Here is a 12,802-nt window from a genome sequence, read left to right as displayed (position 1 = left end):
TGGTATGGTTTGGCCTTGCTGACAAAAACCGCAGTTACATGCGGTTTTTTGCGAAGTTATTAGACATAGCGAATTATTTTACTCGCGAAACGTACTCACCGCTACGGGTATCAACTTTTAATATTTCACCAATTTGTACGAATAATGGTACGCGCACCACAGCACCAGTTGATAATGTTGCAGGTTTACCTCCGGTACCGGCGGTATCGCCTTTTAGACCTGGATCAGTTTCTACCACTTCTAATTCAACAAAATTGGGTGGGGTAACCGCGATAGGTTGACCATTCCATAAAGTCAAAATACACTCAGCTTGTTCGACTAACCATTTTGCATTGTCACCAACGGCTTTTGCATCGGCAGAGAGCTGTTCAAAAGTTTCGTTGTTCATGAAGTGCCAAAATTCACCGTCAGTATAAAGATAAGTTAAATTCATATCCATTACATCAGCGGCTTCAACGGATTCACCAGATTTAAAAGTTTTATCTACGGTTTTGCCGGATAATAATTTTTTTATTTTAACACGATTAAGTGCTTGACCTTTACCGGGTTTATAAAACTCGTTTTCAACGATGACACAGGGTTCACCATCTTGCATTATTTTAAGACCCGCTTTAAACTCACTGGTACTATAAGATGCCATAAAAAGCTCCAAAAAATTCTGAATACTGAACAAAATGAGCCATATTATACAGCAAAATGCAAAGCAAACAATCAGAGATACTTGGATTTCCGATCTCAACAATGTAGTGACGGATTTACCTATTCTTTTTAAATTATTGGATCTGGATGATGCAAAGATCTCTGATGCCATGTTGCAGGCGAAAAAGCAATTTGCTTTACGCGTACCATTAAATTTTATTAGTCGTATCAAAAAAGGCGATCCAAATGATCCGTTATTGCGACAAATATTATGTCATGATAATGAGATGATTATTACTGATGGCTACAGTACTGATCCTTTGGCTGAACAGAATAATGCGATTCCTGGTTTATTGCATAAATATCATAATCGTGCTCTACTCATGTTAAAGACGAATTGTGCGATTAATTGTCGTTACTGTTTTCGACGACATTTTCCTTATCAGCAAAATCAAGGCAGTAAAACTAATCTCACCCATGCATTAACCTATATTGCCGCACATCCTGAGCTCAATGAGATTATTTTGTCGGGGGGGGATCCGCTTATGGCTAAAGATCACGAATTAGACTGGTTAATTGAGCAATTAGAAAGGATCCCTCATATTGAACGATTGCGCATTCATAGCCGTTTAGCGGTGGTGATCCCTAATCGAATAACTGCAAAGCTATGTCAACGATTAGCAAATAGTCGTTTAGGTATGATCTTGGTGACTCATATTAATCATCCGAATGAAATTGATCAATCGGTTGAAGATGCAATGAAGAAACTGAAGCTACACGGTGTAACACTCCTCAATCAAAGTGTATTGTTAAAGGATATTAATGATAATGATCAGGTATTAGTCGCTTTAAGTCATCGTCTATTTCAAGCTGGTATACTACCTTATTACCTTCATGTATTAGATAAGGTACAAGGCGCGGCCCATTTTTATGTTGATGATTCAACCGCTCAACAGTTAATGCGTCAACTTGCGGCACAAGTTTCGGGCTATTTAGTACCAAAGTTGGCGCGTGAGATAGGCGGCGAACGTAATAAACGTGTATTGCCTTATTAAAAACAGATCATTTTATTATGCTGTTCGATATAATCCTATTATAAGCTAAATCCTGATATGCACCATTAATCAATGGTTAAATCACGTGTATTAAGATCATATGGCGTTAATTGATAAACATAATAATTAAGCCAATTACTGAATAATAGATAAGCATGACTACGCCATTTAGCTTTAGGTTCAAATTCAGGATTATTCTCAGGGAAATAATTTTCTGGCAGGGTCGGATTGATACCAGCATGTATATCGCGGAAATATTCGTTTGCTAATGTATACGAGTCATATTCTGGATGACCGGTTACAAATGCCATACGTTTATCTTTGGTTGCCATTAAATAAGCACCGGTAATTTTAGATTCAGCTAAAATCATTAGATCGGTTTTCTCACGGATTACATCACTAGGAAAGTCAGCATAACGCGAATGGGGTGCTAAAAATGTATCGTCAAAGCCGCGAGTTAAGGGGGCCTGCGGATTAGTAATATTATGTGCATAGACTCCAGATAGCTTCTGTTGGCGAGTCATTTTGGGTAAACCATATAATACATTTAATGCTGCTTGTACTGCCCAGCAAACAAATAAGGTTGATGTGACATGCTCTTTGGCCCAAGAAATAATTTCGACTAGTTGTGGCCAATATACGACTTCGTCAAAAGCAACTTTGCCTAACGGTGCGCCAGTAATAATTAAACCATCAAAATTTTGAGCTTTAATATTTTCAAAATCACAATAAAAACTATTGAGATGTTCTGTAGGGGTATTTTTTGATGTCCGTTGATCGATACGTAAAAATTGAATATCAATTTGCAGAGCGGAATTCGATAATAAACGTAGAAATTGGTTTTCAGTCTCAATTTTCTTGGGCATTAGATTCAGAAATAAAACTTTTAAAGGACGAATTTCTTGGCTTTTAGCGCGGCTGGATGACATGATAAAAATATTTTCGTTACGTAATACGTCAACAGCGGGTAGTGTATCAGGAATACAAATAGGCATACTTAACTCCTCCATCCTTTAATATTATTTCTTTTAGACGTCTAGATTTCTAAATATAGCGGTTTTTGTTTATATTGTCGAGCAGTAAAACTCATTAATATGGCTTAATAGTAACTAAAATGTGTGTTAGTTATAGGTTATTGATATACCAAAATAATTTATCTTGTTAAGATCATAATTACTATTATAAGATGTTATTTTTTATATAAAAAATTAATAGAACAGTGATTAATTTTAAACTGGCGATAATTTTACAATCCAATATCTATAAACTAAAACATTACTTACCCTAGTTTTTGTTTATATCGTTTGGTAAAGAATATTCTTAGTGGATTTAAATCAACCAAGCATTGCACATTGGTCGTGATGTAATAAGAAGTATTAAATGATGGCAATTTTCATATCGTTTTAATTTTTATCCGAGAGTTTGTATTATATAATTAAATGATACATTTTCATGATTATTAGTCGTTATTTAGCTATTTTCCAATAGCAGATCTTTAATTTGGTTAGTAATGTTGATTTTTAGGCGTAAGTAATATTACTGGAAACGCTAATTAGAGTTTGGTATTTCATTAATGATTGAAATGAGTAACATAAAAGTTAGATAGCAATAACGATGGCACGAGATGACTAAATCAAGCAACGATTTAGTCATTCATTGGCTATTTATGGATAAGTTATTAATTAACAATCGTTTAACCGGAGCAAAACTTTTACGGTAAATCTCATTAACGCCATGTTGACTAATTGCATCTAAATGGGCTTTAGTTGGATAGCCTTTATGTTTGTGTAAACCATATTGGGGATAAAGTTTGTCAAGCTCAATCATTTCTCTGTCACGCGTCACTTTGGCAAGAATTGATGCTGCACCAATTTCTTGAACTAAACTATCTCCTTTTATGACCGGTTGGGCTTTAACACCAAAATCAGGGGCGCGGTTACCATCTACTAATATTAAATTAGGTTTAATTGAAAGACCAGTAACAGCACGTTGCATTGCTAACATTGTGGCATGGAGAATGTTAAGTTGATCAATTTCGGCAACTGAGGCTCGGGCAATATGCCATGCTAGCGCTTTTTCTTTGATAATTTCGAATAAATATTCACGTTTTTTTTCCGACAATTTTTTAGAGTCAGCTAATCCTTCAATAGGATTATTAGGATCTAATATAACCGCAGCGGTAACGACATCCCCACATAACGGACCTCTGCCAACTTCGTCGACACCAGCAATTAAAGTTATATCAGGATAGATAAACATTATTGATTCACTCCTATAACATCTAAAACAGCATTAGCAGCTTGTTCATCGGCATGGCAACGAATTTGTTGATGTAGAGCCAAAAAGGTTTGCTTTAATGTTGTATTATTATTGTTTAATAATGGTAAAATTTGTTGAGCAATATTTTCTGGCGTACATTCATCTTGTAATAGTTCAGGTACAATTGCTTTTCCTGCTAATATATTTGGTAATGAAACATATTGAGTTTTAACTAATTTTTTTGCCAACCAGAAAGTTAATGGTTTCATTTTATAACCTACAACCATTGGACATTTGGCTAGCATACATTCTAATGCTACAGTACCCGATGCTAAGATTGCCGCATCGCTGGCAATCATCGCTTCACGGGCATGACCATCGAGTAAATGTAACGTTAAATCAGGCGCAACTTTCGATTGAATTTGCTCAAATTCCTGACGACGTTTCGCATTAACTAAGGGGACAAGAATGTGTAAATCAGGTATAGACTGACGAACCAACTGTGCAGCTTTTAAAAATGGTTCAGATAATAAGGTTACCTCAGCATGACGACTTCCCGGTAATATCGACAACACTTTAACATCATGTGGAATATTAAGTTTAGTTTGCATCGCCAGTTTATCGGGCTCAAGCGCAATATCATCGGCCATTTTATGACCTATGAAGCGACATGGTACCGCAAATTTATCATAAAAGGTTTTTTCAAATGGTAAGAATGTTAAAATTAAATGGGTATTACGTTTAATTTTAAATACACGTTTTTGTTTCCAAGCCCAAACAGATGGACTCACGTAATGAATAGTTTTTATGCCATTTCGTTTAAGTTTACCTTCTAAACTCAGATTAAAATCTGGAGCATCAATACCAATAAATACATCGGGTTTTAGCGCTTTGATCCTTTTGGTAATATCTTGGCGAATGGTAAGAATTCTTTTTAGTTTGCCAAGCACTTCCACAATTCCCATCACAGATAATTCTTCCATTTGATACCATGCTTCACAACCTTCTGCTTGCATATTTGGACCGGCAATACCCACAAACTTTATATTAGGATAACGAGCTTTTAACGACCGAATTAATCCTGCTCCCAAAATATCACCAGAGGTTTCTCCGGCAACTATTGCAATGGTTAAGGGCGGTTTTGTGTGTTTAATTGTCATGATATTCTTAGAATAGGTTATTGATGTTTAGAAGCAAAGGCAAGTTGTGTCTTGCCTTTTAAGGCTTTATCGTATGATGCCTCGCGTTGAACGAGCAAAAAAATTAAGAAATTGATTTGCTTCAGGGTGCGATTGAGCAATTTCGCTAATGCTATTTTTAGCTTCTTCTAGCGACAATCCGTTACGATAGAGTAATTTATAACTATTATTAATGGCTTGTAATGCATCTTTACTAAAACCACGCCGTTTTAAACCAACCAAATTGACACCAAACGGTGTTGCGTGATTACCTTGTGCAATTAAATAAGGTGGCACATCTTGTGCGACACCGGAACAACCGCCTATCATTGCGTGTGAACCAATAACACAAAATTGATGTACAGCAGTCATACCACCAATAATAACATAATTATCTAATTGTACATGACCCCCTAAGGTTGCGTTATTTGCTAAAATGCAGTGGTCACCGACTTGGCAATCGTGTGCAATATGAGCATTAATCATTAATAAATTATCGCTTCCGATGCGGGTAACATTACTACCTTGGATAGTTCCACGGTGAATGGTGACACTTTCTCGAATTCGATTACGGTCACCAATTATCGTTTGCGTTGGCTCACCTTGATATTTTAGATCTTGGTTGTCCTCACCAATCGATGCAAATTGATAGATTTTATTATCTTGACCTAGTTTAGTATGGCCATTAATGACGATATGTGATTTTAATTCGGTACCAGAACCAATTTCAACATTAGCGCCAATATAGCAAAATGGACCAATTTTTACATTGGCATGAATAATTGCACCATCTTCGATGATAGAACTTGGATGGATTACAGCTGATTTGTCAATTGCCATAAACTTTCCTTAAATCGGTATTGTCAGCACTTTATTAAATTATTTACGCGCACACATCATTTCGGCTTCACACACAAGTTGTCCATCAACAGTAGCAACTCCATGAAATAATGCAATACCACGACGTTCTTTCACATATGTGACATCTAGAATCATTTGATCACCTGGTACAACAGGTCGTTTAAAACGCGCTTTATCAATTGAGGCAAAATAATAGAGCTGCCCTGGTGTAAGTTCCTGAATGCTTTTGAAAGCCAAAATACCGGTTGCTTGTGCCATAGCTTCTAAAATTAATACGCCAGGAAAAACGGGTTTATTCGGGAAATGACCTTGGAAAAAAGGTTCATTTACTGATACATTTTTAATTGCTCGCAGCGTTTTACCTTTTTCATAGCTTACAACGCGATCAACCATTAGAAATGGGAAACGATGCGGTAATAAACGAATAATTTCTTCAATATCAAGAGAATTTAGTTCGGTGCTCAAAATATTCATCCTTTTTAAATACTAACTTATATTGTGTGACATTATAACTGATGTTGTTGATTGGGGGAATCGTTTCAATTTTTTATTTAATATATTTACTTCAAATAAAGAAATATGAAATGAGGCCATGATTTATAATCAATAAGATGAAATCATTTAATTAGATACAATCAAGATTAATAGACAATAACCTTAACTATTTTGTAAAATAGATACTAACAATTAAATATTTCTATATAATGTTGCAAACTTAACTTTTTTGTTATGGAAAGAAAAAATAAATAGTTTAATATTTGGAGAGATTTAGATGAAATCATTATTAAAAATGACATTACTTGGTAGCGCAATTATTTTTGCATTAACAGGTTGTGATGAAAAAAAAGCAGAAACCAATCCAGTACAACCAACTAGTACGGAAGTTAGTACTACAGTAAATACAGATAAACAGTATGATCAAAAAGATGAAGCTTATGCTGTTGGTGTATCAATGGGAAGTTATCTAAAGGAAAATCTTGAGCGTAGTGATGTCGTACTCGATGCCGATTATATAGGTAATGGTTTCAGAGACGCTTTAAGTGACAAAGCGAAATATAATCGAGAAGAAATTGAAACGATTCTTAAAGGATTAGATCGTCGTCTTGAAAAAGAAGCTGAAGCGCGTATAAGTGCTAATCGTGAAGCGGGTGAAAAATATCGAGAAAAATTTGCTACACAGTCAGGTGTTAAAAAAACGGATTCAGGTTTACTATATCAAATTATTGATGAAGGTAAAGGAGAACATCCAACCGCCGATGATACGGTGATTGTTCATTATGTTGGAACATTAATTGACGGTAAAAAATTCGATAGTTCATATGATCGTGGTGAAACGGCTCAGTTTCCATTATCTAAAGTAATTAAAGGTTGGAAAGAAGGTATTCAATTAATTGGTGTGGGTGGAAAAATTAAATTAGTGGTGCCACCTGAATTGGCTTATGGTGATCAAGCAAATCCAAATATTCCTGCTGCTTCTACTTTAGTATTTGAAGTTGAATTATTGGGTATTAATGATCAAAACGATCAAGATAATACTACAAATGAAAACGAAACAGAGTAATAATTTACTTAAAATGGATGGTTTGAATTATACCATTCTGGTGATGGGTCCAGCCTATGGGACCCAGTCATCGTCTTGTGCTTATCAATTTTGTCATTCCTTAATCGATAACACATTGCATCATATCAAGTCAATTTTCTTTTATGCCGATGGTACACTTAATGCAAATGATTTTGTCAATCCAGCAAATGATGAATTTGCTATCGTTACTGCTTGGCAACAGTTTTCAGAAACTTATCACATTCCTTTGTTTGTCTGTATTGCCGCTGCGCAACGCCGTGGTGTAGTGAATCAATCGCCTCATAATAATGTTGGCTCATTATTTCAGTGTGTAGGGTTAGGTGAATTGAGTGATTCAATTGCCAATAGTGATAGAGTTATACAGTTTTAATTTATGACGAGCCGCCATTACCGTGAAACAAGTTGCTATTATCTTTAGTCATCCTCCATATGGAACTAGTAACGGGCGTGAGGCACTAGATTTAGCTCTATCCTTATCTGACATTAACACGATTTCGGTGTTTTTTATCCATTATGGAATTTTTCATTTATTAACTGACCAACAACCTGATAAGATCTTAATGCGCGATTATATATCTACACTAGCAATGTTGGAACTCTATGATGTCACCAATATTTATGCAAGTACTGATTCGATGACCGAATTAAATCTTACAATAACACAATCGGTGATCAATTTTCAGGCTATTACCAACACTGAGATAGCTAATCTACTCGCTAAGCATGATGTTATTATCAATATGTAAATATTGGTATGAAATAACATTACCACTTTCTAATTCATTAAAATTAGTTTTTGTACCTCGCTTTTTATTGTGATGATTTTATCGATTCACTAGGTAATCGAGGCTGCCAGTCAATAGGTGTTTTGCCTTGCTGTAGTAATATTTCATTGGTTTTCGAAAAATGTCGACAGCCAAAAAATCCACGATGAGCAGATAATGGTGAAGGATGTACAGAAGTTAAAACATGATGTTTTTGCCGATCAATAAATTGTCCCTTTTTCTGAGCGGGTGATCCCCATAATAAAAAGACTACACCGCTAAGATGTTCATTAATCGCATCAATAACATGGTCAGTAAAGGTTTCCCAACCAATTTTAGCATGTGAATGAGCATGACCCGCCTGAACGGTTAATACATTATTGAGTAACAACACACCTTGTTCAGCCCAGTATCCTAAATAACCATGATTAGGCATTTGAAAACCAATAATATCATTGGTCAGCTCTTTATACATATTTTGTAAGGATGGTGGTGGTTTAATACCCGGTAAAACTGAAAAAGATAACCCATGAGCTTGATTGGGACCATGATATGGATCTTGTCCTAAAATAACGGCTTTAATATCAGAAAAAGGGGTGAATCGAAATGCATTAAATACATCTTTTTGGGGGGGATAGATGATCTTGCTACTATTCCGTTCGTTTGTGACAAATTGCATAATCTGTTGAAAATATGTCTTTTCTTTTTCGTCACCAATAACGTCGTGCCAGGTAAGTTGTTTTGTCATATATAATCTTTATTCTCAGTAGTAATCATTGAAGTGGTACATAGTAATATTAATTATACCGAAAAATGGCAATACACCTAACATTAAACATGGTTTGTGTATCAGTTAGCCAAGTATTTTACAATATGTTTAATGGTATAAAAATAATAGTAAAGGAAATAATTATTAGATTAATAGTTTATTTTGATTTAAATCAAAAATTATAAGTGCTATAGTAGTGACGTTATAAAAATTTAGAGAAATAAATTAAGCTCGGAAGGAGGGTTTAAAATGATTACAGGTATCCAAATTACAAAAGCAGATAATGCGGCTCTTCAAAATTCTTTCTGGTTATTAGACGATACAACTAACGAAGCTCGTTGTGTAGCAGCTAAAGCGATTTATAAGGAAGATCAAGTTGTGCCAAAAGCAGAGCTCGGAAACTTCGAATATCGTGAAATTCCATTAGATATCGCGCCAACCATTAAGGTTGAGGGTGGTCAGCACTTAAATGTTAACGTTTTACGCCGTGAAACTTTAGAAGATGCAGTTAAACATCCAGAAAATTATCCTCAATTAACTATTCGTGTTTCAGGTTATGCTGTTCGGTTTAATTCATTAACTCCTGAACAACAACGTGATGTTATTTCCCGTACTTTTACGACTAACATGTAATAACGTTGTTTTATTTTAAATAACCCAGTGTAATAACTGGGTTATTTTTTATCGAATTGACAATTTGTCTTAAAATAGTCACTCTTAGTGACTTGAACCTTTCGCAGCACCAATGGGTAATATTGTACGACCGTATTGTTCATTTAGCACTTCTGCCATTGCCAAATAAATCGCACTTGCCCCACAAATAATGCCTTCAAAACCTGCAATATTAATAATAGTGTGATTACCACATATATTACCAATCGCTAATAAAGCAAATAAAATTGCTAAACTACCAAATACAAATTGTAAAACTTTATTCGCTTTCAAAGTGCCAATAAACATAAAGGCAGTGAAAATTCCCCATAACGCTAAGAAGATACCTAAGAATGTTTTATCGGTAGCTGCAGTAGCTGGCGATGTTGGTAAATACCAGATACCGACAAGCGCTATCCAGAAAAAGCCATAAGAAGTAAATGCGGTCGTACCAAACGTATTACCTTTGCGGAATTCTAAAATTCCGGCGATGACTTGCGCTAGGCCACCATAAAAAATACCCATAGCAACGATTGCAGTCGCAACCGGAAAGAATCCCGCATTATGAATATTTAATAATACAGTGGTCATACCAAAGCCCATAAGACCTAATGGTCCTGGATTAGCAAGTTTAATATTTTCCATAAAAATCCTATATATATGTGTAACTAAAGTTTAAAGCGTGGTAATAATACGGTGAGACAATCTTGCGATCAAGAGCGATGAAAAAATTTTTTTATTTTCACCCCTTGATATTGAAGCTAATGCTCCCATTTATATGGAAACAAATAATTCCTTGTGAATTTTAAGGTCTTGAAAAAATATATTTCGATCTTATATACAAGAAATAGTATAGGATTTTAGGAGAAGATTATTATGGGTAAAATTATTGGTATCGATTTAGGTACAACAAATTCATGTGTTGCTGTGATGGATAATGGGCAAGCTCGCGTATTAGAAAATGCGGAAGGCGATCGTACTACACCATCGATTATTGCTTACACACAAGATAACGAAATCTTAGTAGGTCAACCTGCTAAACGTCAAGCAGTTACTAATCCACAAAATACATTATTTGCTATTAAACGTTTAATCGGTCGTCGTTATGAAGACGCTGAAGTACAACGTGATGTTGGCATCATGCCATATAAAATTGTTAAAGCAGATAATGGCGATGCATGGGTTGATGTTAAAGGTCAAAAAATTGCTCCACCACAAATTTCTGCTGAAGTATTGAAGAAAATGAAAAAAACAGCAGAAGATTATCTTGGTGAGCCAGTAACTGAAGCAGTTATTACTGTTCCTGCTTATTTTAATGATGCACAACGTCAAGCAACTAAAGATGCTGGTCGTATTGCTGGTTTAGATGTTAAACGTATTATCAACGAACCAACAGCGGCAGCTCTTGCTTATGGTTTAGACAAAGATGTGGGTAACCGAACTATCGCTGTATATGACCTTGGTGGTGGTACATTTGATATTTCTATCATCGAGATTGATGAAGTAGACGGTGAAAAAACATTTGAAGTATTAGCGACTAATGGTGATACTCACCTAGGTGGAGAAGATTTTGACTCACGCTTAATCAACTATTTAGTTGAAGAATTTAAACGTGAGCAAGGTGTTGATTTGAAAAATGATCCACTTGCTATGCAACGTTTAAAAGAAGCAGCAGAAAAGGCGAAAATTGAATTATCATCAGCTCAACAAACAGATATTAACTTACCATATATCACAGCTGATGCATCGGGTCCTAAACATTTAAATATCAAAGTGACACGAGCTAAATTAGAATCTTTAGTTGAAGATTTAGTTAAACGTTCAATGGATCCTGTGAAGACTGCTTTAAAAGACGCTGGTTTATCTGTCTCAGATATTCAAGACGTGATCTTAGTTGGTGGTCAAACCCGTATGCCGATGGTACAAAAAGCAGTGGCAGACTTCTTTGGTAAAGAACCGCGTAAGGACGTTAATCCAGATGAAGCCGTGGCAGTGGGTGCCGCAGTACAAGGTGGTGTATTAGGTGGCGATGTTAAAGATGTGTTATTACTTGACGTCACCCCATTATCATTGGGTATTGAAACTATGGGTGGTGTGATGACTCCGTTAATTGAAAAGAATACCACTATCCCGACTAAACATAGTCAAGTATTCTCAACTGCGGAAGATAACCAATCAGCGGTAACAATTCATGTGTTACAAGGTGAACGTAAACGTGCTGGTGACAACAAATCATTAGGTCAATTCAATCTTGATGGTATTCAAGCCGCACCTCGTGGTATGCCACAAATCGAAGTAACCTTTGATATTGATGCTGATGGTATCCTACATGTATCAGCGAAAGATAAAAATACTGGTCGCGAACAAAATATTACCATTAAAGCGTCTTCAGGTTTAAGTGAAGAAGAAATCCAAAAAATGGTACATGACGCAGAAGTGAATGCGGAAGCAGACCGTAAATTTGCAGAATTAGCTCAGATTCGTAATCAGGCTGATCATCTGGTACATAGTACTCGTAAACAAGTGAGTGATGCGGGTGATCAATTAACTGCTGATGATAAGAAAGCGATTGAAGATGCGGTAAGTGCTTTAGAAGTGGCTGCACGTGGTGAAGATAAAGCAGAAATTGAAGCGAAGATTAAAGCACTAGAGGAAGCTTCGCAAAAATTGCTAGAAATTGCACAAAATCAAGCTCAGGCTCAGGCACAACAAGGTGCAGAACAAGCTACAAGTGGCAAGCCAGAAGATGATGTTGTTGATGCCGACTTCAAAGAAGTTGATGACAATAAGTAATAATGAATTATTTAAGGATTCAACAGTTACTTCAGATCGCTTGAAGTAGGGAAATCAAAACGGGCAAGAGGTAACTCAAGCCCGTTTAGTTGTTTTTAATGAATGTGTATATTTTGTTTAATAGATTATGGGTAGGTAAGTAATCTATTAGATAATGTTTGTTTATTATGAATAAAGTGCTTAGAGAACAGAAGTTTTGCTTGTTTTAACCAATTTTAGTTAGGCACTTAAATAAAATAATTTGAATTAAA

Annotated in this window: 14 protein-coding genes; 6 read left to right on the top strand and 8 right to left on the bottom strand. The window is 35.6% G+C overall.

Annotated features, from left to right (window positions below; genetic code table 11):
* Positions 1 to 73: 73 nt before the first annotated feature.
* The gene (gene efp / locus FcAc13_RS10975) at positions 74 to 640 is read right to left on the bottom strand and encodes an elongation factor P (RefSeq protein WP_187756264.1); all 567 of its coding nucleotides are present in this window, start codon (positions 638 to 640) and stop codon (positions 74 to 76) included.
* 34 nt (positions 641 to 674) lie between these two features.
* Between efp and epmB the strand changes: the two genes are divergently transcribed.
* Complete coding sequence (gene epmB, locus FcAc13_RS10970; RefSeq protein ID WP_187756263.1) at positions 675 to 1,694, top strand: EF-P beta-lysylation protein EpmB; 1,020 nt, start codon at positions 675 to 677, stop codon at positions 1,692 to 1,694.
* Between the two features lie 65 nt (positions 1,695 to 1,759).
* On the opposite strand, the gene metA is transcribed toward epmB, so the two are convergent.
* The 5 genes from metA to fabZ form a co-directional block, all read right to left on the bottom strand.
* Positions 1,760 to 2,689 (bottom strand): homoserine O-acetyltransferase MetA, encoded by a 930-nt coding sequence (metA, locus tag FcAc13_RS10965; protein WP_187756262.1) that lies wholly within the window; start codon positions 2,687 to 2,689, stop codon positions 1,760 to 1,762.
* 658 nt (positions 2,690 to 3,347) lie between these two features.
* Positions 3,348 to 3,953, bottom strand: a complete 606-nt coding sequence (gene rnhB / locus FcAc13_RS10960) for a ribonuclease HII (RefSeq protein ID WP_187756261.1) — start codon at positions 3,951 to 3,953, stop codon at positions 3,348 to 3,350.
* A complete protein-coding gene (lpxB, locus tag FcAc13_RS10955) occupies positions 3,953 to 5,113 on the bottom strand; it encodes a lipid-A-disaccharide synthase (RefSeq protein ID WP_187756260.1) in 1,161 nt (386 codons plus the stop codon). Before lpxB ends, rnhB begins: the two co-directional genes overlap by 1 nt.
* A 66-nt stretch (positions 5,114 to 5,179) precedes the next feature.
* Positions 5,180 to 5,971: an acyl-ACP--UDP-N-acetylglucosamine O-acyltransferase gene (lpxA, locus tag FcAc13_RS10950; RefSeq protein ID WP_187756259.1), complete on the bottom strand. Its 792-nt coding sequence runs from the start codon at positions 5,969 to 5,971 to the stop codon at positions 5,180 to 5,182.
* Positions 5,972 to 6,010: 39 nt separating this feature from the next.
* The gene (fabZ, locus tag FcAc13_RS10945; RefSeq protein ID WP_220679330.1) at positions 6,011 to 6,466 is read right to left on the bottom strand and encodes a 3-hydroxyacyl-ACP dehydratase FabZ; all 456 of its coding nucleotides are present in this window, start codon (positions 6,464 to 6,466) and stop codon (positions 6,011 to 6,013) included.
* 298 nt (positions 6,467 to 6,764) lie between these two features.
* Here fabZ and fkpA point away from each other — a divergent pair, with 298 nt between their 5' ends.
* The 3 genes from fkpA to tusC are packed head-to-tail and all read left to right on the top strand — an operon-like array spanning position 6,765 to position 8,320.
* The gene (gene fkpA, locus FcAc13_RS10940; RefSeq protein WP_187756257.1) at positions 6,765 to 7,553 is read left to right on the top strand and encodes an FKBP-type peptidyl-prolyl cis-trans isomerase; all 789 of its coding nucleotides are present in this window, start codon (positions 6,765 to 6,767) and stop codon (positions 7,551 to 7,553) included.
* Between the two features lie 13 nt (positions 7,554 to 7,566).
* Positions 7,567 to 7,944: a sulfurtransferase complex subunit TusD gene (gene tusD, locus FcAc13_RS10935; RefSeq protein ID WP_370633708.1), complete on the top strand. Its 378-nt coding sequence runs from the start codon at positions 7,567 to 7,569 to the stop codon at positions 7,942 to 7,944.
* Between the two features lie 22 nt (positions 7,945 to 7,966).
* Positions 7,967 to 8,320: a sulfurtransferase complex subunit TusC gene (tusC, locus tag FcAc13_RS10930; RefSeq protein WP_187756256.1), complete on the top strand. Its 354-nt coding sequence runs from the start codon at positions 7,967 to 7,969 to the stop codon at positions 8,318 to 8,320.
* 64 nt (positions 8,321 to 8,384) lie between these two features.
* Here tusC and ung read toward each other — a convergent pair whose 3' ends face one another.
* Positions 8,385 to 9,086, bottom strand: coding sequence for a uracil-DNA glycosylase (ung, locus tag FcAc13_RS10925; RefSeq protein ID WP_187756255.1), 702 nt, complete (start codon positions 9,084 to 9,086; stop codon positions 8,385 to 8,387).
* Between the two features lie 270 nt (positions 9,087 to 9,356).
* Between ung and grcA the strand changes: the two genes are divergently transcribed.
* Entirely contained in the window at positions 9,357 to 9,740 is a 384-nt protein-coding gene (gene grcA, locus FcAc13_RS10920; protein WP_187756254.1) for an autonomous glycyl radical cofactor GrcA, read from the top strand.
* A gap of 84 nt (positions 9,741 to 9,824) precedes the next feature.
* Here the strand turns inward: grcA and satP are convergent, their stop codons facing one another.
* Complete coding sequence (gene satP, locus FcAc13_RS10915; RefSeq protein ID WP_187756253.1) at positions 9,825 to 10,403, bottom strand: acetate uptake transporter; 579 nt, start codon at positions 10,401 to 10,403, stop codon at positions 9,825 to 9,827.
* A gap of 231 nt (positions 10,404 to 10,634) precedes the next feature.
* Here satP and dnaK point away from each other — a divergent pair, with 231 nt between their 5' ends.
* A complete protein-coding gene (dnaK, locus tag FcAc13_RS10910; protein ID WP_187756252.1) occupies positions 10,635 to 12,551 on the top strand; it encodes a molecular chaperone DnaK in 1,917 nt (638 codons plus the stop codon).
* The last annotated feature ends 251 nt before the right edge of the window (positions 12,552 to 12,802 follow it).

It is taken from the genome of Frischella japonica (genome assembly GCF_014489845.1).
GTDB lineage: Bacteria > Pseudomonadota > Gammaproteobacteria > Enterobacterales > Orbaceae > Frischella > Frischella japonica.
This window is presented reverse-complemented; position numbering and strand designations above follow the sequence as displayed.

Bases quoted from the DNA above. Each gene is read 5' to 3' on its own strand.
- efp (WP_187756264.1), bottom strand. From the start codon at position 640: ATGGCATCTTATAGTACCAGTGAGTTTAAAGCGGGTCTTAAAATAATG.
- epmB (WP_187756263.1), top strand. From the start codon at position 675: ATGAGCCATATTATACAGCAAAATGCAAAGCAAACAATCAGAGATACT.
- metA (WP_187756262.1), bottom strand. From the start codon at position 2,689: ATGCCTATTTGTATTCCTGATACACTACCCGCTGTTGACGTATTACGT.
- rnhB (WP_187756261.1), bottom strand. From the start codon at position 3,953: ATGTTTATCTATCCTGATATAACTTTAATTGCTGGTGTCGACGAAGTT.
- lpxB (WP_187756260.1), bottom strand. From the start codon at position 5,113: ATGACAATTAAACACACAAAACCGCCCTTAACCATTGCAATAGTTGCC.
- lpxA (WP_187756259.1), bottom strand. From the start codon at position 5,971: ATGGCAATTGACAAATCAGCTGTAATCCATCCAAGTTCTATCATCGAA.
- fabZ (WP_220679330.1), bottom strand. From the start codon at position 6,466: ATGAATATTTTGAGCACCGAACTAAATTCTCTTGATATTGAAGAAATT.
- fkpA (WP_187756257.1), top strand. From the start codon at position 6,765: ATGAAATCATTATTAAAAATGACATTACTTGGTAGCGCAATTATTTTT.
- tusD (WP_370633708.1), top strand. From the start codon at position 7,567: ATGGATGGTTTGAATTATACCATTCTGGTGATGGGTCCAGCCTATGGG.
- ung (WP_187756255.1), bottom strand. From the start codon at position 9,086: ATGACAAAACAACTTACCTGGCACGACGTTATTGGTGACGAAAAAGAA.
- grcA (WP_187756254.1), top strand. From the start codon at position 9,357: ATGATTACAGGTATCCAAATTACAAAAGCAGATAATGCGGCTCTTCAA.
- satP (WP_187756253.1), bottom strand. From the start codon at position 10,403: ATGGAAAATATTAAACTTGCTAATCCAGGACCATTAGGTCTTATGGGC.
- dnaK (WP_187756252.1), top strand. From the start codon at position 10,635: ATGGGTAAAATTATTGGTATCGATTTAGGTACAACAAATTCATGTGTT.